The 18,098-nt window shown below is 49.9% G+C and carries 19 protein-coding genes; 10 read left to right on the top strand and 9 right to left on the bottom strand.

From position 1 onward, the window contains the following. Positions 1-403: 403 nt before the first annotated feature. Positions 404-949, top strand: coding sequence for an NADPH-dependent FMN reductase (locus tag F3J37_RS06545; protein ID WP_166932531.1), 546 nt, complete (start codon positions 404-406; stop codon positions 947-949). Between the two features lie 52 nt (positions 950-1,001). Here F3J37_RS06545 and F3J37_RS06540 read toward each other — a convergent pair whose 3' ends face one another. Then, entirely contained in the window at positions 1,002-1,892 is an 891-nt protein-coding gene (locus F3J37_RS06540) for a LysR family transcriptional regulator (protein WP_166932529.1), read from the bottom strand. Between the two features lie 156 nt (positions 1,893-2,048). On the opposite strand from F3J37_RS06540, the gene pckA reads away from it, so the two are divergent. Beyond that, positions 2,049-3,668: a phosphoenolpyruvate carboxykinase (ATP) gene (gene pckA, locus F3J37_RS06535; RefSeq protein WP_166932528.1), complete on the top strand. Its 1,620-nt coding sequence runs from the start codon at positions 2,049-2,051 to the stop codon at positions 3,666-3,668. 166 nt (positions 3,669-3,834) lie between these two features. Here pckA and F3J37_RS06530 read toward each other — a convergent pair whose 3' ends face one another. Together F3J37_RS06530 and ptsJ are read right to left on the bottom strand one after the other, a co-directional pair. After that, positions 3,835-4,554 (bottom strand): type 1 glutamine amidotransferase, encoded by a 720-nt coding sequence (locus F3J37_RS06530; protein ID WP_166932526.1) that lies wholly within the window; start codon positions 4,552-4,554, stop codon positions 3,835-3,837. 34 nt (positions 4,555-4,588) lie between these two features. Continuing rightward, positions 4,589-5,917, bottom strand: a complete 1,329-nt coding sequence (gene ptsJ / locus F3J37_RS06525) for a MocR-like B6 salvage transcription factor PtsJ (RefSeq protein ID WP_166932524.1) — start codon at positions 5,915-5,917, stop codon at positions 4,589-4,591. A gap of 178 nt (positions 5,918-6,095) precedes the next feature. On the opposite strand from ptsJ, the gene F3J37_RS06520 reads away from it, so the two are divergent. Beyond that, positions 6,096-6,554, top strand: a complete 459-nt coding sequence (locus F3J37_RS06520) for an NUDIX hydrolase (RefSeq protein ID WP_166932523.1) — start codon at positions 6,096-6,098, stop codon at positions 6,552-6,554. 49 nt (positions 6,555-6,603) lie between these two features. Here the strand turns inward: F3J37_RS06520 and F3J37_RS06515 are convergent, their stop codons facing one another. Then, a complete protein-coding gene (locus F3J37_RS06515; protein ID WP_166932521.1) occupies positions 6,604-7,071 on the bottom strand; it encodes a GNAT family N-acetyltransferase in 468 nt (155 codons plus the stop codon). 208 nt (positions 7,072-7,279) lie between these two features. Here F3J37_RS06515 and F3J37_RS06510 point away from each other — a divergent pair, with 208 nt between their 5' ends. From F3J37_RS06510 to mazF, 6 genes are all read left to right on the top strand, one after another. Continuing rightward, positions 7,280-7,762: a glutathione peroxidase gene (locus F3J37_RS06510; protein ID WP_166932519.1), complete on the top strand. Its 483-nt coding sequence runs from the start codon at positions 7,280-7,282 to the stop codon at positions 7,760-7,762. A 176-nt stretch (positions 7,763-7,938) separates the two neighbouring features. Next, positions 7,939-8,583 carry a Qnr family pentapeptide repeat protein gene (locus F3J37_RS06505; RefSeq protein ID WP_166932518.1) on the top strand — a complete coding sequence of 215 codons (645 nt, stop codon included), beginning with the start codon at positions 7,939-7,941 and terminating at the stop codon, positions 8,581-8,583. Positions 8,584-9,042: 459 nt separating this feature from the next. Further along, positions 9,043-10,551 (top strand): glycine betaine/L-proline transporter ProP, encoded by a 1,509-nt coding sequence (gene proP, locus F3J37_RS06500; RefSeq protein ID WP_166932516.1) that lies wholly within the window; start codon positions 9,043-9,045, stop codon positions 10,549-10,551. A gap of 279 nt (positions 10,552-10,830) precedes the next feature. Next, entirely contained in the window at positions 10,831-11,919 is a 1,089-nt protein-coding gene (locus tag F3J37_RS06495) for a mechanosensitive ion channel family protein (protein WP_166932514.1), read from the top strand. A 113-nt stretch (positions 11,920-12,032) separates the two neighbouring features. Beyond that, positions 12,033-12,278: an AbrB/MazE/SpoVT family DNA-binding domain-containing protein gene (locus F3J37_RS06490; protein WP_058961633.1), complete on the top strand. Its 246-nt coding sequence runs from the start codon at positions 12,033-12,035 to the stop codon at positions 12,276-12,278. Next, a complete protein-coding gene (gene mazF, locus F3J37_RS06485) occupies positions 12,278-12,610 on the top strand; it encodes an endoribonuclease MazF (RefSeq protein WP_166932513.1) in 333 nt (110 codons plus the stop codon). The genes F3J37_RS06490 and mazF overlap by 1 nt, the downstream gene beginning before the upstream one ends. Positions 12,611-12,647: 37 nt before the next feature. Here mazF and F3J37_RS06480 read toward each other — a convergent pair whose 3' ends face one another. From F3J37_RS06480 to F3J37_RS06460, 5 genes are all read right to left on the bottom strand, one after another. After that, a complete protein-coding gene (locus tag F3J37_RS06480) occupies positions 12,648-12,863 on the bottom strand; it encodes a hypothetical protein (protein WP_072017049.1) in 216 nt (71 codons plus the stop codon). 104 nt (positions 12,864-12,967) lie between these two features. Then, entirely contained in the window at positions 12,968-13,459 is a 492-nt protein-coding gene (locus F3J37_RS06475; protein WP_166932511.1) for a GNAT family N-acetyltransferase, read from the bottom strand. A gap of 100 nt (positions 13,460-13,559) precedes the next feature. Further along, positions 13,560-14,585 (bottom strand): Gfo/Idh/MocA family protein, encoded by a 1,026-nt coding sequence (locus F3J37_RS06470; RefSeq protein ID WP_166932509.1) that lies wholly within the window; start codon positions 14,583-14,585, stop codon positions 13,560-13,562. A 119-nt stretch (positions 14,586-14,704) separates the two neighbouring features. Then, positions 14,705-15,886, bottom strand: coding sequence for an NAD(P)/FAD-dependent oxidoreductase (locus F3J37_RS06465; protein ID WP_166932507.1), 1,182 nt, complete (start codon positions 15,884-15,886; stop codon positions 14,705-14,707). A gap of 117 nt (positions 15,887-16,003) precedes the next feature. Next, positions 16,004-16,804, bottom strand: coding sequence for a 2-hydroxyacid dehydrogenase (locus F3J37_RS06460; protein ID WP_369410657.1), 801 nt, complete (start codon positions 16,802-16,804; stop codon positions 16,004-16,006). A 382-nt stretch (positions 16,805-17,186) separates the two neighbouring features. Between F3J37_RS06460 and F3J37_RS06455 the strand changes: the two genes are divergently transcribed. After that, positions 17,187-18,092, top strand: coding sequence for a polyprenyl synthetase family protein (locus tag F3J37_RS06455; protein ID WP_166932505.1), 906 nt, complete (start codon positions 17,187-17,189; stop codon positions 18,090-18,092). The last annotated feature ends 6 nt before the right edge of the window (positions 18,093-18,098 follow it).

Below are 18,098 nucleotides of genomic sequence, written 5' to 3'. Positions count from 1 at the left end.
AATTCAAAACGAAGATGCGAATTAATCGTTAACTGCATGAAAATCAGAGATTTAACAGGACATATTAAGTGGCATTCAAAAGCATATCACTGACAATAGTTCGAATGTGGGCAACTGTTCAATAAGCCATACGCATCTTAAATCATAGGGTATGCAAGGGACGGCTATTTCCTTGGCCAATTTGTCTCCTTGCTGGAAAAATGCTATTTCACCTTGCTTTCGATGCGGGGAAGATGCCTTTAAGTAAAGTTGAGGTTGAAGCGGCGCTGGTATCGTTGCGTGATGAAACAGATGATGACAGGTATCGACTCTCGTAGAGTAAGTTAAGATTTTAAAGAAATAGGCAGTATTTTCTCATTTAGTGTTCTGGCTTATACAGAATAAATTTCAGAGGCGCAGTTTGATGAGTAATGGAAAGTATGTATTAGGCATTTCTGGCAGTCTTCGTGCTGCATCGTTGAATACGGTTTTTTTACGGGCCATGTCTCTGCTTAGCCCAGTGGGAATCACATTTGAAATATATGACTCGCTGGATAAACTCCCTCTATTTAATGTTGATGATGAAAATACACAGAATTCAGCAGTTGAGCACTGGAGAGATGCACTATCCAGGGCGGACATGGTGTTATTAGTCAGCCCGGAATATGCACACGGTGTCACCGGAATCATAAAGAATGCCCTTGACTGGATTGTTAGCAGTGGCGAATTTCTTGATAAGCCTGTCTCAATGCCTAACCTGTCTGTCAGGGCCCATCTGGCGCACTCACAACTCACAGAAACATTAAAGGTTATGGGCGCGTTACTGCCAGAAGCATGTTGCCCGAGTGCAACACTTGAAGCACCTTATGTGTTTTCCGATGCTACAGAGTTTTCATTAATTGAAAATGCTGGAATTTGCTTAAGATTAAATGAGTTATGGGAAAATATCGAAATGGTAATGACACAATAAATAAAATGACTTAATTCTGCCTTTAACATCCTGTTTTCAGTCCATACCACCATCAACCATCAATATTTCGCTCCTTCACATAGCGCCAGAAGCGTTCCGCCGTCAGATTTAAACGCGCGCCGGAGCGATAAACATAAGCCGAAATCTTCAGCGAAAGGCTGTGGTCCATAATCGCCAGCCTTCTCTCCTCCAGCTCACGCTGAATCGAGTAATCCGGTAGCCAGCCAACGGCATCGCCTTTGAGGATCATTCTCTTCAGCAACTCACTCATCGAAGAGACAAAGGTCAGGATAAAGGTGGTGTTCGGGATGCGATCAATCACCTGATTGACCTGACGACCCATGTAGCTGTCATTGGCATACTTGACCAGCGGCAGTGTGTCGCCATTGATGGAGAAAATCGGCTTACCGTGTTGGTCACAGGGTGAAACCAGGTGCAGCGCGGAATCGAAAATTTTGTGATTGATAAACGGATAATTCATCAGCTCTTCATTATAAAAGGACAGGATGAAATCACTTTTCCCCTCTTTCAGGTTAAATACGGCATCGTTGACGTTTATCGATTCAACAAAGAAAACTTTATCAGGGCTGTCACGGTAATCCGCCAGTATATCGGGCAGCAGCAGGACGGAAAGCGAAGGCGCCGCATCGATACGGATACTTTGCTTTAGCTTATCTTCACCCTTAATTCGGCTGATCTGGAAGTCCATATCATCGAGCATATTTCTGGCATAGCCGACAAATATTCTGCCCTGTGGCGTCAACTGCGGAGGATTAACTTCACGATTGAAGACGCTGAAACCCAGGTTAGATTCGAGTGCCTGAATCCTTCTGCTAAACGAGGATTGCGAAATATTTCGTCTCTCTGCCGCAAGCGTAAAGCTGCGGCATTCTTCTAATGCAATCACATCATAGAACCACTTCACTTCGAGGTTACTTAGCACTTCTTCGCTCCAATTACAGCCCCCATTTCTATGCAATTTTTACATGACAAATGATTTATATGCAATTTCTGCATCAAAAAGCCAGTGCTACTATCCATCCCCTACTCGGGTCGGCCCTTGCCGCCTCGCCAATCATCCAATGAGTCAGGGTATTTTATGAGCGCAATTAAATCTGTCATGCAACACCTCTCAAACCTTGGCATCAACGATGTCAGCGAGATCGTTTATAACCCGAGTTACGAATTGCTGTTCGAGCATGAAACGTCAGCCGATCTTGAAGGCCCGGCGCGCGGAATTTTGACGACGTCTGGTGCAGTGACGGTTGATACCGGTGAGTTCACTGGCCGTTCTCCACGCGATAAGTACATCGTTCGCGACGATGTGACGCAAGATACCCTTTGGTGGTCCGATGCTGGCCTGGGGCGTAATGATAACAAACCGATGTCGACTGAAGTGTGGGCACACCTGAAATCGCTGGTAGCCGATCACTTATCTGAAAAAGCGCTGTATATCGTTGATGCCTGGTGTGGTGCCAGCGCTGATACCCGTCTGGCAGTGCGTTTTGTCACTGAGGTGGCCTGGCAGGCGCACTTTGTCAAAAATATGTTTATCGCCCCGACCGACGAAGAGCTGGCAAGCTTTAACCCGGACTTCACGGTGATTAATGGTGCCGGTTGCGTCAATCCGCAGTGGCAGGAGCAAGGGTTAAACTCGGAGAACTTTGTTGCCTTCAACCTGACAGAGAATATCCAGCTGATTGGCGGGACCTGGTACGGCGGCGAAATGAAAAAAGGGATGTTCTCAGTGATGAACTACCTGCTGCCGCTGAAGGGTATCGCGTCCATGCACTGCTCAGCCAACCGGGGTGAAAAAGACGATGTGGCGCTGTTCTTTGGCCTCTCCGGTACCGGAAAAACCACACTGTCGACCGATCCGCGTCGCCAGCTCATTGGTGATGATGAGCACGGCTGGGATGCAGACGGCGTATTCAATTTTGAAGGCGGCTGCTATGCCAAGACCATCAATCTGAAAGCGGAATCTGAACCGGAAATTTATGGTGCTATCCGCCGTAACGCGTTGCTGGAAAACGTTGTCGTTCGTGAAGATGGCAGTGTGGATTATGCCGATGGCAGCAAAACCGAGAACACACGCGTCTCTTATCCACTGTCGCACATCGAGAATATCGTGCAGCCGGTGTCTCGCGCGGGTCACCCTTCACGCATTATCTTCCTTGCTGCGGACGGATTTGGCGTGCTCCCTCCGGTTTCACGTTTGACGCCAGAGCAGATGCAGTATCACTTCCTTTCTGGCTTCACCTCCAAGCTGGCGGGCACCGAGCGCGGCATTACCGCCCCGACGCCGACGTTCTCAGCTTGTTATGGCGCTGCTTTCCTGATGCTACACCCAACGCAGTACGCGGACGTGTTACAGGAGAAAGTTGCACAAAGCGGTGCTGAAGTGTGGCTGGTGAATACCGGCTGGAACGGTGCAGGCCAACGTTTGTCGCTGAAAGATACGCGCCAGATCGTCAACGCCATCCTCGAAGGGGAAACTGGCGCAATGCGTGAAGAAACACTGCCGATCTTTGGCCTCGCCATTCCGCAGGAGATTGCTGGCGTCGATGTAAACACTCTTGATCCGCGCAACGGTTGGGCATCACCGGCAGAATGGCAGGAAGCGGCCGAGAAACTGGCACAGCTGTTTATCAATAATTTCAAGCAGTACAGTAATAACGAGGCTGGTGCGCGTATTGCGCAGGCAGGTCCGCAGTTGTAATTTCGCTGACGTTTAGCAGAGTGCCATTCCATGGCACTCCTTCACCGCTAATGAAGTGCTGATATCTGACTGAAATAACGCTGCCCCGCGTAAAATCGCCGGGCAGCGTTATTAATTAATAGAGCAGAAAGAATGCCAGGCACAGTTAGCCTGACGTATTCAGTGCTTATGCTGATTTATAACGAGCTTCTAACTTATCTAAAAAGCCAAATAGCACTTCATTCATCTCGCTGTAGTCGTGTGCACGAAGTTCTTCTGGCGTGTTAACAAAGCGGTATTCAGCTGCACGGCTCAGGTCATTCTCAGAATGCGCGATCAACATTTCAACGACCTCCCGCGTTAATTCCATATGACACTGGAAACCATAAACGCGATCGGAATAGGCAACGATCTGGCGCGGGCAACCTTGGCTATAAGCAATGATTTTTGCCTCTGCCGTCAATCCCGGCATGTCGTTGTGCCAGTGCCCCACTTCCAGCGTGCTGGCAAAGTGAGAGAACATCTCATCCTTGCTACCCTCTTCCGTCAGTGTGATTGGGAATTTACCAATCTCTTTCTCAGGGCTATATGCGAACGGCGCGCCAAGCGCTTCACCAATCAGTTGTGAACCGAGACAGATACCGATAACGGCTTTACCGGTTTGAACCGCCGAAGCAATCAACGCCTGTTCACCTTTCGCATCAAAGTGCGGGCATTCAGCTAGTGTGGTGGAGGGATCTTGTGGCCCTCCCATCACAATCAGAAAATCGATACCTTCCGCGTCTCCTGGCAACTTATCACCGGCGTAAACCCGCGAGTAAGACACATCATGGCCGTGATTAATGGCCCATGTTTCGTAGGCGCCGGGTGCTTCAAAATCTTCATGTACGATGAAATGTACGCGCATTGCAGAGAACTCCATGAGTAATTTACTGGCCTGTTCAGACCTTATTGGTAGCCTGAATCTGACCCTGCTGTGACAGAATCCCGGCCAGGGATTTTGCGATTAATTCAGTTTCGGGTGCATCAAGCTCAGAGACGGTGATCCGTAACCCTGAACGCGTGCTGTCCAGCATGAACCCTTCTCCGCCGCGAACCAGCCAGCCGCGTTGTGCCATTTGCATCACCGTTGCCGCACTGTTGTGCGCTAAAGGAACCCACACGTTTAAGCCATCGTGATGATCTGAAACAGTGACGCCGTGCTGTTTCAACGCGCTGACCAGCAATTCTCGTTGGCCCAAATAGCGCCCGCGTGCGGCCAGAATGGATTGCTGAAAGTCTGGCGAACGCATATGGCCCGCAGCCATATCCTGCAGAATATGGCTGACCCAGTTTGTCCCGGCATTCAGGCGTTGACGCAGACGCTGTGACGTTTCTTCATCGCTTGCAACAAAGGCCATGCGCATATCAGGACCAAGAAACTTGGACAGGGAGCGGATGAGCACCCAGTTACGGGTATTTGCCGGAACAATGTGGTGATAATCCTGTGTTGAGAGCAGAGAAAAGTGGTCATCAACAATCACCAGTACCTGCGGATAACTTGCCAGCAAAGTACGTATGCCCTCTGCCCTGCCAGCGCTCAGGCCAAAGCCGGTTGGATTGTGGGCGCGAGGGGTGATGATCACCGCCTGGACGCCCGCAGAAAGCTGACGTGATAGTGCCTCAATCTGCATTCCTTCCGTGTCCATTGCTACAGGCGCAGCCTGCAGACGATTGTACCGCAAGGTGCTGATGCTACTCAGGAAGCAGGGGTCTTCAACCGCCACGCGATCGCCTGCAATCAGGTAACTGGCAAGCACCCTCTCAACCGCATCAACCGCACCGTTGGTCAAATTTAATTCAAAGGGAACATCGAGATCGGGTTGTAGCCATTCGAGACCCGCCGCCTCAAGTTCAGGCCGGATTTCCGGTTCGCCGTACAAACCCGGTGTATTTTGAATATGCGTAACAAGTTGGTTAACAGAGGGAAGAACCGAAGATGCAGGATTGCCACTGGCGAGATCGCGTATCGCCAGGCCCGGTGCGCTGCCTTCAATATCAATCGTCGCGATCGGTTCACGCACAATGGTGCCGTTTCTGCCTCTGGACAGCACAAAACCTGCATCCGTGAGGCGCTTGTAAGCCAGGGCAACCGTGTTGCGATTAATGCCCAACTCACCGGCTAAATCACGCAGTGTAGGCAGCATCGTGCCGGGAACGAGTTCACCGGACTGAATCTTTGCGCGGATTTGATCGAAAATATCACCCGCTGTTTTTCCGTTTATCTTCATTGATCTGGTACAAATAAAAGTTTAGCCTAGGTCAATGTTAATTGACTGCTGAGCGCTTGTCTATACGCGATGAAAACATCGGTACAACACACTGAAAATTGAGGGATTACAACGGAATCGCGATACCACAGACAATATCTTCTAAGAGAGTTAACGTTACGAGGAAAGAGAGCCAAAAATGAATACCCGGCCTTCAGCACGATTACTCATCATTGACCCACAGCAGCGTGTTCTGTTGTTTTGTTTCACACATAAAGCCGATGCTCTGGATGGACAACGTTATTGGGCCACACCCGGCGGAGCATTGGAAAATCACGAAAGCTGGAAACAGGCAGCGATTCGCGAACTCTTTGAAGAGACAGGCATTATACGTACTCAGCTGGATGATGCCATCGGCTACCGAGCGTTTGAAATGCAACTACCCAGCGGCGAGGTAGTGTTAGCACAAGAGCACTATTATACGGTGCATGTTGTTCAACAGGAGATTTCAACAGCGGGATGGAGCAAGCACGAGCGCGAAGTGATGTCAGACTATCACTGGTGGGAACTGAAAGAACTGATATGCAGTGGGGAACGCTATTATCCGGAAAATTTAACGGCTTTGCTGGAAATCGCCCATCAGTCTGCTGCACGCTGACGGTTGCAGGCGGCAATCAAAACCGCCTTCGATAAGCCCTCTCGGCGCATCAATTCTCGTCGTTATCGCTAAGGTAAATATCTGGGCGCGTGATCGTCCACGCATAATCAGGACGATTGACCGGCTCGTAACCAAATTTCTCATAAAGCCGTGGTGCTGTCGTGGTGAACAACATGATCCTGCGGAGCCTGTTAAATAAAGGATGGTCATGAATGCACGTCATTAACCATCTGCCTAACCCATCCCCCTGATGCGCTTCCAGTACATACACGTCACAAAGATAAGCGAAGGTCGCATGATCTGTTATGAGCCGGGCAAATCCGACCTGAGATTGATGATGATAAATGCCAAAGTTCAGGCTGTTTTGAACTGAAGCCGTGACGGTTTCCACGTCTATGCCTTTCGCCCATGTTGAGCGCGTCAGATACTGGTGTATCGCCTCCACATCCAACTTTGCGCTGTCTGTACTAATGAGATAATCATTTTGATGCCATTCATGGATTGATGGAAGCGTCACTCTTCACTCCAAATAACTTTTTCAGTGGTGCTGGAATCCTATCATAGCGGAATGACCATGGGTTCTGATGTATATTGCTTTGCAAGATCCGATGTTATTGATATCGATCCGTGTGAATTAACAGAGCGTTGGTTTTCGCTGCGCTGTAATTAATCTGGGTATAAAAAAATCCTGCAGAATTAAACGGGTGTTCTTTGAGGACTTAGACATGACCACATTCCATCAACTTACCGCCACCAGCCTGAGCGGCCAGCTTATCTCCATGGCTGATTACGCTGGCAAACTGGTTTTGGTAGTGAACACCGCCAGCCATTGCGGCTTCACGCCACAGTACGCAGGCCTTGAAGCGCTTTATAAGAAGTATGCCGCCCAGGGGCTGATGGTGCTGGGGTTCCCCTGCAATCAGTTCGGTAAGCAGGAGCCCGGTGATGCCGACGCGATCTCTCAAACCTGCCACATTAACTACGGTGTAAGCTTCCCGATGTTCGAGAAGGTGGAGGTCAACGGAGCGGCTACGCATCCGGTGTTTGGTTATCTGAAAGACGAATTACCCGGCTTGCTGGGCGGTCGGATAAAGTGGAACTTCACTAAATTTCTCATCGGACGTGACGGCAAACCTATTAAGCGTTTTGCACCGTTCACCACGCCAGAGAAAATGGAATCTGCGATTATAACTGCACTTGAAATCTAATCATTCCTGAGCGTCATTCGCGCTGAAAGAGATTAATCTAAATAATATAGTTCCCTACTTCTTTCAGCGCAGACAATTCAAGTTTTGCCACCGGTGAGTCAGATTTTGTCGTTTGACGCACGGCTATAAATCAGTTTAACATCTACATTACTGTATAAAAAAACAGGCTCAGCATCATGACCCTAACTTTAATTGGCGAGAAAATTGGCAAGAATCGGTTTACCGGTGAGAAAATTGAAAACAGTACTTTCTTGAACTGTGACTTTTCTGCTTGTGACCTTAGTGGTACTGAGTTTACTGGTTGCACTTTTTACGATCGTGAAAACCAGAAAGGATGTAATTTCAGCCGCGCCACCTTAAAAGATGGCATCTTCAATAGTTGTGACCTGTCTATGGCGGATTTCAGAAATATCAGTGCTCTGGGTATCGAAATTCGCAGCTGTATGGCTCAGGGAGCGGATTTTCGCGGTGCCAGCTTTATGAATATGATCACAACCCGCACCTGGTTTTGCAGTGCATATATCACCAAAACCAACCTCAGCTACGCCAATTTATCGAAGGTGGTTTTAGAGAAGTGTGAACTCTGGGATAATCGCTGGATTGGCACTCATATTCTGGGTGCAACGTTCAGTGGTTCAGATCTCTCCGGTGGTGAGTTTTCTTCATTTGACTGGCCTTCTGCCAATTTCACTTATTGCGACCTGACAAACTCGGAGCTAGGTGAAATCGATGTGCGTGAAGTTGATATGCAGGGCGTGAAGCTGGACAACTACCAGGCCTCATTAATATTGCAGCATCTTGGCATCTCGGTTGTTAATTAATAAGCTGCATGTTAACCACTCATTTAAAATTTATCGCAGTGCTTGAGTGAATGAATACAGACTGCCAGTAAAAAACATATTATGGCAATATCGCTAGTCAACAGCACAAGGTCGATTATCTGGCATGGTCGACCAAATAGTGTTTAGCCCATCGTGTTGCCTTCACTCCTGCCACGGAATAAAGGCGCAGTGACGATGCCAATGAGCCTGTGAGCTTAACAAGCATCAGTGAGTCCGTCTTGCCCACTGAGAACGCCCGTCCTTACGTCTCAAATCTTCGCGATTACTTATATACGTCAGCCTAAAAAAGCCGCTAAATCGGGGTTTCTCCCGGCAAATTGTAAATTTATGTCTATGCTGTATCAGGATCATCAGCTTTTGCTGGGTTCACTATGACGTTTTACTGTTTGTTTATAACTAGATATCAATCAAAAGCAATTGATTTTTAAGGGAATGGTAATGCTTAGTTTAAGACGTAAAAAGGTTAAACCGATGCGGTTGAAGGACGTGACAATCATTGATGATGCTCGTCTCAAGAAGGCGATTACCGCCGCCGCTCTGGGTAATGCCATGGAGTGGTTCGATTTTGGGGTATACGGCTATGTCGCAGCCGTTTTAGGCAAAGTTTTTTTCCCGGGTGCCTCGCCTGGCATTCAGATCATCGCCGCTTTAGGCACATTCTCGGTACCGTTCATCATTCGCCCGCTAGGGGGAATGTTCTTTGGCGTATTGGGTGATAAATACGGCCGTCAGAAGATTCTCGCCATCACCATCATATTGATGACCTTCAGCACCTTCAGTATCGGACTTATTCCTTCCTATGCCACCATCGGCTTCTGGGCACCGGTCTTGCTGCTGATTGCAAAAATGGTTCAGGGATTCTCGGTGGGGGGCGAATATACCGGTGCTTCCATCTTTGTGGCGGAATACTCACCCGACCGTAAACGCGGATTTTTAGGCAGCTGGCTTGATTTCGGTTCGCTGGTTGGCTTCGTCTGTGGCGCCGGTGTGGTTGTGCTGCTCACCACGATCCTGGGCCAGGAAACCTTCAATGACTGGGGCTGGCGCATTCCCTTCTTTATGGCGTTGCCGCTAGGTTTAGTCGGCCTTTACCTGCGTCATGCGCTCGAAGAGACTCCGGCATTCCAGAAGCATGTGGATTCAATGGAAGAAGGTTCCAAACAAGGTTTGAGTGAAGGCCCCTCTGTTCCTTTCAAAGAGATTGCACGCAAACACTGGCGGAATCTGATCTCCTGCATCGGCATCGTTATCACCACCAACGTGGCGTACTACATGCTGCTGACTTACGTGCCGAGTTATCTGACCCACAATCTGCACTATTCAGAAGACCGTGGTGTTTTGATCATTGTGGTTATCATGCTGGCGATGCTGTTTGTGCAACCGGTGATGGGATTACTCAGTGATAAATTTGGACGTCGTCCGTTTATCATTATTGGTAGCGTGGCAATGGTGCTGTTATCCATTCCCTCCTTTATGCTGATTACCCATCACAGCCTGGTCGCACTCTTTTTTGGATTGTTGATTCAGGCGGTCATACTCAACTGTCTGATTGGCGTGATGGCCTCGACCCTGCCCGCGCTATTCCCGACAGAAGTGCGTTACAGCGCGTTGGCCAGCACCTATAACATCTCCATTTTGGTTGCGGGTATTACCCCTACCCTTACCGCCTGGTTAGTGGAAGTGACAGGCAACCTTTATATGCCGGCATGGTATCTGATGGTAGTGGGTGCGATCGGTGTGGTGACCGGTTTTACCGTGAGGGAAACCGCTAACAAACCGCTCTATGGTGACACCCCAGCTGCCTCCTCGCTTGAAGAAGCCAAAGAGTTGCTGCAGGAGCATCATGATGGCATTGAGCAGCGCATCGAGGATATTGATGAACAAATTGAAGCGTTGAAAAACAAGCGCCGCAATTTAGTTGCTCAGCACCCCGAAATAACGCAATAAATAACAGCCGCTGCCTTAGGGCAGCGGATTCCCCCTTCAATCGCTCTTCCTGACACAGAACACTTATTATCGTCTATACTTTCAGTGAGTTGGTTTATTCACTATTTTTAATTAAAACTCGATAATGATGAAATTGTTTTCATCAGAATCAATGATGGGTATTAAATTAATCTCATTATTAGCGATTAGATAATTAGCAGAGAACCGGACAGACAACGGTTACTGAATTTTTAATTTACCTGACAATGATATATTGTCAGCTGAGAATGAGGGAAAATAATGCCATCAATATTTGATGAGTTATCTGACGCCCCTTCATGGGTGCCTGCTGTGTTACTTGTCACCCTCTCGCTTGTCGCGGGATTTCTGGCTCGATTTTTACTGCTTAGGTTTATACGTTATTGGCAGGATCGCGACAGGAAACTGTTCAAGTCACTTGAGAAGCATCTTCGTGGTTCAATGTTTCTATTTATTCCACTGATGTTAATCAACGTCGGAGCCGAGTATGTGAATATTCACCCCAATTCGCTTTCGTTTATTACCCCCACACTGAATGTTTTTATCATTCTGTCATTGTGCTCGATCTTAATTAGATTGACCAACGTCGCGCAGGACATGCTATTTATTCGCTATGATATTAATCTGTCGAACAACCTGCGCGCCAGGAAGATTCGCACCCAGATCATTTATGTCAAAAAGGTCGCGATTGTCCTGCTTGTGTCATTCTGCCTTTCCCTGATTCTTATCAGTATTCCCGGCGTGAGAAAATTCGGCACCACCATCCTCGCAGGCGCTGGGGTGGCAGGCATCATTATCGGTTTTGCATTGCAGAAATCACTGGTTAATTTGTTTGCCGGCATTCAGATCGCTTTCACACAACCGATCAAAATTGATGATGCGGTTGTGGTTGAAAATGAATGGGGTTGGATTGAGGAGATCAACCTGACCTATGTTGTGGTGCGTATCTGGGACCTGCGCCGTCTGGTGCTGCCAATTACCTATTTTACCGAGAACGCCTTCCAGAACTGGACGCGCAATAATGCCCAAATATTAGGTTCAGTATTTCTATATCTTGATTACTCAATGCCACTCGAACCGCTGCGTCAGCATTTTGAAAAAGTTCTCAGCGAAACCAAACTCTGGGATCAGCAAACCCAGGTGCTTCAGGTGACCGATACCACTGATAAAACCATGACGATTCGTTTATTAATGACCGCACAAAACTCCCCAACCGCCTGGGATTTACGCTGCTACGTGCGCGAGAAGATGATTGAGTTTATTCAGCAAAATTATCCGCAAAGTCTTCCTCATGTGCGGGCGACGTTGACCGAGACTGGAGTATCTAATAGCACAAAAACGTTGTCTTAGATGATACGCTTTCCTGCGTTTAAAGGTGGCAGCTCAAGCGGTAATGACGTATCTACGTTGTATCAACCTCAACGATGATATACAGTGTATCGACATTTCGCAGGAGGTTGGTTATGACCACGGTGACGTTAAAAAAATGGGGCAATAGTCCTTCAATCCGCATCCCTGCCAGCGTAATGCAATCTGCTGCGCTCAGTGTTGACGACAAACTGGAACTCAGCGTGGAAGATGGCAAATTGATACTTGTCCCGGTGAGAGAAAAGGAGTATTCCCTTGATGCTCTGCTGGACGGCATCACTGAAGATAACGTCCATGAAAAAATTGATTTTGGACCTTCAGTTGGCAAGGAATTGCTCTGATGGTTTCACGTTTTGTACCCAATGCCGGAGACCTGATCTGGCTGGATTTTGACCCTACACTGGGGCACGAGCAGGGTGGACATCGCCCTGCTGTCGTCCTCAGTCCTTTTGCCTATAACAACAAAGTGGGCATGCTGCTTTGCGTACCCTGCACCACTCAGGCCAAGGGTTATCCCTTTGAAGTCATCCTGTCAGGCGCACGGGAGAGTGTCGCGCTGGCTGATCAGGTGACCAGCATTGACTGGCGCGCCCGAAAAGCGGTGAAAAAAAGCCATGTCACATCGAATGAACTGGCTGAGATTCGCGCCAAGGCGAAAGCGCTGATTGGATAAGCACGAAAACTGGCAGCCTGAAGCCGCCAGTTGTTCTTCAGTGCCCACGCCGCGCCCGCATCATCGCCAGCCTGAACTGGCGGACATCTTGTGGCGTCCAGCAGCGGCAGGACAACGGCGCGGTATCGTCAACCGCGGCGGGTAGCGGGACTTTCTCTAGCGTGCCACGATTGCAAATCGCACAGGCTAAAGTGGCGGAGGGCACGCCAAGATAGCGCGCAACCTCCGGCAAGGTCATCAGTGTAGTACGCATCATAACCTCCTCGTTGCATGTGATTTAACTGACATGGTTGAGCAGTTTTCAGCGTAATTTTATGATCGCGATCAGGTGATGAATTATTTTTGGTTAAAAAATAATCAAAGCGTCATCAGCATCTCGTGCCACGCCATGCCGCCGTGATCGGACGCCGAAGGTTTGATGTACTGATAGCCGAACTTCTTATACAGATCAACGTGATGGGTTTTGCACATCAAATGAATGGTCAGCTTATCCATCTGCTTCATAAGCTTGATGAACTGTTGCATCATCAGTGTGCTGTACCCTTTGCCCTGATAGGCCGGATCGAGCACCACTGACATAATCACCACGTTAGGTGCTGCAGGATCGTGCCCGATTAACTCCTTAAATTCCTCATCTGACATCACCACATCCCAGGCGCAACCTGCATTGATAAAGCCAATGACTTGACCCTCGTTTTCAAGGCACATAAACCCTTGAGGATACTGTGCGATACGGGTTGCGATTTTTTCGCGCGTGGCAGCCTCATCGCCTTCGTAGGCATTAATTTCAATGGCATAGCAGCGATCAACATCAGCTAAAGTGGCACTTCGGAACTTCAGATTCGACACAACAGACCTCTAAACATAACATCTCGTGAGCGCCATATTAGCAGGGTGTCATGGGGAAAGGTTGAGAGAATGGAGCGCTGCATTGCTGCAGCGCTACCGTTTAAATCACTTCCACAACCCGATTTTCACGTGCGCTAACAAAAGCAGCATCCAGTACCGCCAGGACTTCAATCGCCTGCTCTGGCGTCACCGGAGGCTCACTGCCATCGCGTACCGCTTGAGCAAAAGCTTGGTAATAGGCGTGATAGGCACCTTGTTCAGAAGGCACCCGTTCTGAGCCTTGCGGCGTATTAAGTGTGCCCCAGCGCTCAGGCTGCTCATAGCCCCATGCATCCCGATCGTCCGCCGGGCGCTGGCCCGCAAAAATGGCCTGCGCCTGCACATCCGTCCCTTGTGAAACAAAGCTACCGGCATCGCCATACAGACGAAACTCACGGCAAACAAAGCGATTCAGTTTGGTGGCGGAAAGATAGGATTTAGTCCCGTTTTGATGAGTTAGCGTCAGCACAAAACTGGCATCGGTCGGCCCTTCCGGCAGGTCGATGATATCCAATTGAGCATAAACCGATTTTACCGGCCCCAACAGGAACAGCGCCTGATCGACAATATGACTGCCTAAATCACGCAGCAAACCGCCGGTTTCGCCGCCTTCGAGGGTATTGGCATCGTCAAAATCCATACGATTATGCAAACGCCACACTTTTCCCACGCGATTTTGCTCAATCAGTTTTTTCAGCGTGCGCACATCATGGTCAAAACGACGGTTGTGATACACGCTCAGTACGACGCCTTTCGCTTTCGCGGCATTGGCCAACTCACGCCCCGTTTTCGCGTCGGGTGCAAAGGGTTTGTCGGCAATCACCGCCACACCCGCAGCAATCGCTTCCAGCACCAGTTCACGGCGCGTTTGCGGTGGTGTCGTGATCGTGACGGCATCGACACCTGCCGCCAGCATGTCGGTCAGGCTGGCATAGATCGGAATGTCGGGAAAATCCGCTCTCACGCGTGCAATAGTGGCTGGCGCACGCGCCACGATGCCCGCTAACTCCACGCCCTCAGCCGCATTAATGAATGGCGCGTGAAAGTGTTTGCCGCCCGTTCCATAGCCCACGATACCGATTTTCATGCTGCCTCCTTGTGATAGAGAAAAGTGGTAAGGCAATCAGTAATAACATAATCGCAACAACTAAAACTGCTCACTCACGCAAAAATGGCACAAAAATATCATTTTTAGGAAAAATGGCTTTACTGTGCCGCAGGGAAGTTGCGCTTAATCGGCGCAAAGTCACTGGCGTTTTTGCCTAACAATCGCTGAGGGCGGAAATCTGCCAGTAACTCACTGGCCTGATCCTGCACCAGTTCCTGCGCCACCAGCTTGCCAATCAACGGTGACAATGTGATTCCACTGTGTGTCACTGCCACATACACACGCTGATGAGGCGTGACGTAGCCAATGGCAGGTAATCCATCCGCCGGTCTGGCGCGTTGACCAATCACAATGTTCTCAATCTGCAATTCGCCTGCATCTGCAAACAACGCGTGGTAGCGATCGCGAAACGCCTGCGCAATATCGCCATGGCACGAAGGTGGGGCAGCAGGGTCGGCAAGGTCATCCAGCGCCAGTGCCTGCAACAGCAATCGCCCGCCGCCGTCCGGGCGTACATTAAGCTGAGGAGAGATTAAATTGGTTGCCAGCGAGAGCGGCTGTGGCGCCGTACGTGCCAGGAAACTACAGGCCACCGCGTTGGGTTTGCTGGTATCGAGCAGCGCCAAATCAAGATTAAGGGTGTTAAGCAGTTGATTTGCCCAGCGCCCGGTGGCAATCACCACGTGATCACCCTGCCACTGTTCACCGTTTACCAGATGCAGCGTGACGGCATCAGCTTGTTCGCTAAGACGTTCAATCGCATGTTGTTGATGCAATACCGCCCCATTGGCACGCGCTTCAGACCAGAGTCGCGAGAGATACAGCGCCGGATGCAATACCGATTCCGTTGGGAAATGCCAGACGCTGCCACTTACCGCCTGTGAACGCAGATCCGGCACTTCACGCTGCAACGCATCCGGTGTCACCTCATGCGCGGGATAACCCAGCGATTGCAGGGAGGTAACACGCTGAAGTAGCCTCTGCTGCGCCTCGCCTTCTGACGCCCACTCCCAGGTACCACAGGTTTCCAGCCAGCGCAGACCATTGGTTTGCGAAAGCTGCAAACGAGTATGTTCTTCCATAGCGAGGGCATTGAGCTGGTGATAACTGAGGGGTTGTTTACCATTGGAGTTGACCCAGGCGAAGGTGGTGCTGCTGGTGCCGGCACCAATATGCTGCTGCTCAAAAATCGTAACCTGTACGCCCTGCAAGGCTAATGCGCGCGCCACCGCTAAACCGATGACGCCGCCGCCCACTATCGCAATCTTTTGAGTTGTCATGAATGGCTCCTGAATGAATAGCCCTATCATAACAACGTTCATCGGCAGAGATTGCAATTGCTATATAACGCTTACTGCGCAGGATATAAGAAAATCCTCTGATGCCAGAGAATAAATTTATATCGTCGTCAGCATTTTCCCATTTGAGAAATAGGCCCGCAAATTCTCCAGCACATTATTCGCCATGCCTTCACGAGTTTCATGGGTGGCACTCGCAATATGTGGGGTTAATAACACATTATCTAATTCACGCAGCGCAGGATGAATAATCGGTTCTTGCGGGAAAACATCCAGCGCGGCGCCTTTTATCACACCCTGCTGCAATGCCTGGATAAGATCGTTTTCATTCACCACCGTGCCGCGTGCAATGTTGATCAGCACACCCGATTTCCCCAACGCCGCCAGCACTTTTGCGTCCACCAGCTGGATATTTTCCGGGCTACCCGGCAGCGCCAGCACCAGGAAATCACTGAACGCCGCCAGCTGTTCAATGTTCTCACAGCGTTGGTAAGGCACATCTTTTTGACTGCGCGCGGTGTAAGCGATCTCCATACCGAATGCCTCAGCACGCCGGGCAATCGCAAGACCAATCGCACCCAAGCCCGCAATGCCCATGCGTTTCCCGCTGGCTTTACTGGAAAGCGAAGTGCCGGTATTTTCCCACGCGCCAGAGCGTGCGAACTGATGATTGGCCACCAGGTTGCGTGAAAAAGCTAAGGTCAGCGTCATGGCTAAATCGGCGACATCATCGGTAAGAATATCGCTGGTGATGCTCACCTGAATATCATGTGCAGCGGTGTAATTCAGGTCGATACGATCGGTTCCCACCCCAAACACCGCAATCGCTTTACAGGCCGGCACCTGTTCCAGAATCGACGTTTCTACACCCACGTCACCGCGCGTCACTATGCCTTGAATCTCTTTGCCCTGGCGCTGAAGAAATAGCGCAGGGTCCTGCTCCTTTTATAAACGATGACAATGAAAATGTTGCGAGAGTTTTTCGTCCAGCTGCGGCATCAGTGGCTGAATAATCAGAATATGAGGTTGCGAAGACATCATTATTTTCCTGGATGGATAAGCGTGTCGTTTCAGACTACCGGATGAATTTATGTTACGGCACCCTTGTTACTTTTTTCGCTAATACGATCACGGGGAAAGTGCAATGAATCCTGGTGGAGAATCAGGTTTTATTTCGGATCTGTCTTTACCGTAATGCGTTGAGCGCGCTGGCGAACTCACCTTACGCAGTCTACGGTTAATAAAAAAACCATAACAATTCAACTTACCATGGAAAGCCGCTATGACCGCCCATGTCGACATCACAGCAAGCCAGGAACACGAACTTCACTCTTTGCAGCAATTATTGCAGACGCATCTTGAGCAACTGCTGCCTGCGGGTCAACCGAGCGATCAGGTTCGTGCCGCCATGCGCGCCGGAGCACTGGCACCGGGTAAACGCATTCGTCCACTGTTGCTGCTGTTGGCTGCGCGAGATATGGGCAGCAAAGCATCGCAACAGGGCATTCTTGATCTCGCCTGCGCAGTTGAAATGGTGCATGCCGCGTCGCTGATCCTCGATGATATTCCTTGCATGGACAATGCTCAGATGCGACGCGGACGCCCAACAGTGCATCGCGAATTTGGCGAAAGCGTGGCGATTCTGGCGGCGATTGCCCTTCTGAGCCGCGCCTTTGAAGTGATCGCCGTTGCGCCAGGTTTAGCCGCCCTGCAGAAATCAGAGGCGATTGCCGAACTCTCTTCTGCCGTGGGTTTACAAGGTTTGGTGCAGGGTCAATTCCAGGATCTGCATCAGGGCGCGCAATCGCGTAGCCCGGAAGCCATCGCATTAACCAATGAACTTAAAACCAGCGTGCTGTTCCGAGCCACCTTGCAAATGGCGGCGATTGCCGCGGAAGCAACACCCGCTATGCGCCAGAAGCTCAGCTATTTCGCGCAGGATTTGGGTCAGGCTTTCCAGTTGCTCGATGATCTCGCCGACGGCAGCAAACACACCGGCAAGGACATTAATCAGGATCAGGGTAAATCGACGCTGGTACAGATGCTCGGTTCTGAAGGTGCTGAGCGCCGCTTGCGTGAACATCTGCGCAGTGCCGATGCGCACCTCGCCTGCGCCTGCCATCGTGGCATAGCGACCCGCCAATATATGCACGCCCTGTTTAATCAACAGCTGGCGATGTTTCACTGATCGCGG

The organism is Candidatus Pantoea communis, assembly GCF_011752685.1.
GTDB lineage: Bacteria > Pseudomonadota > Gammaproteobacteria > Enterobacterales > Enterobacteriaceae > Pantoea > Pantoea communis.
Note: the sequence above shows the minus strand (reverse complement) of the source record. Positions and strands in the feature narration are given on the sequence as shown.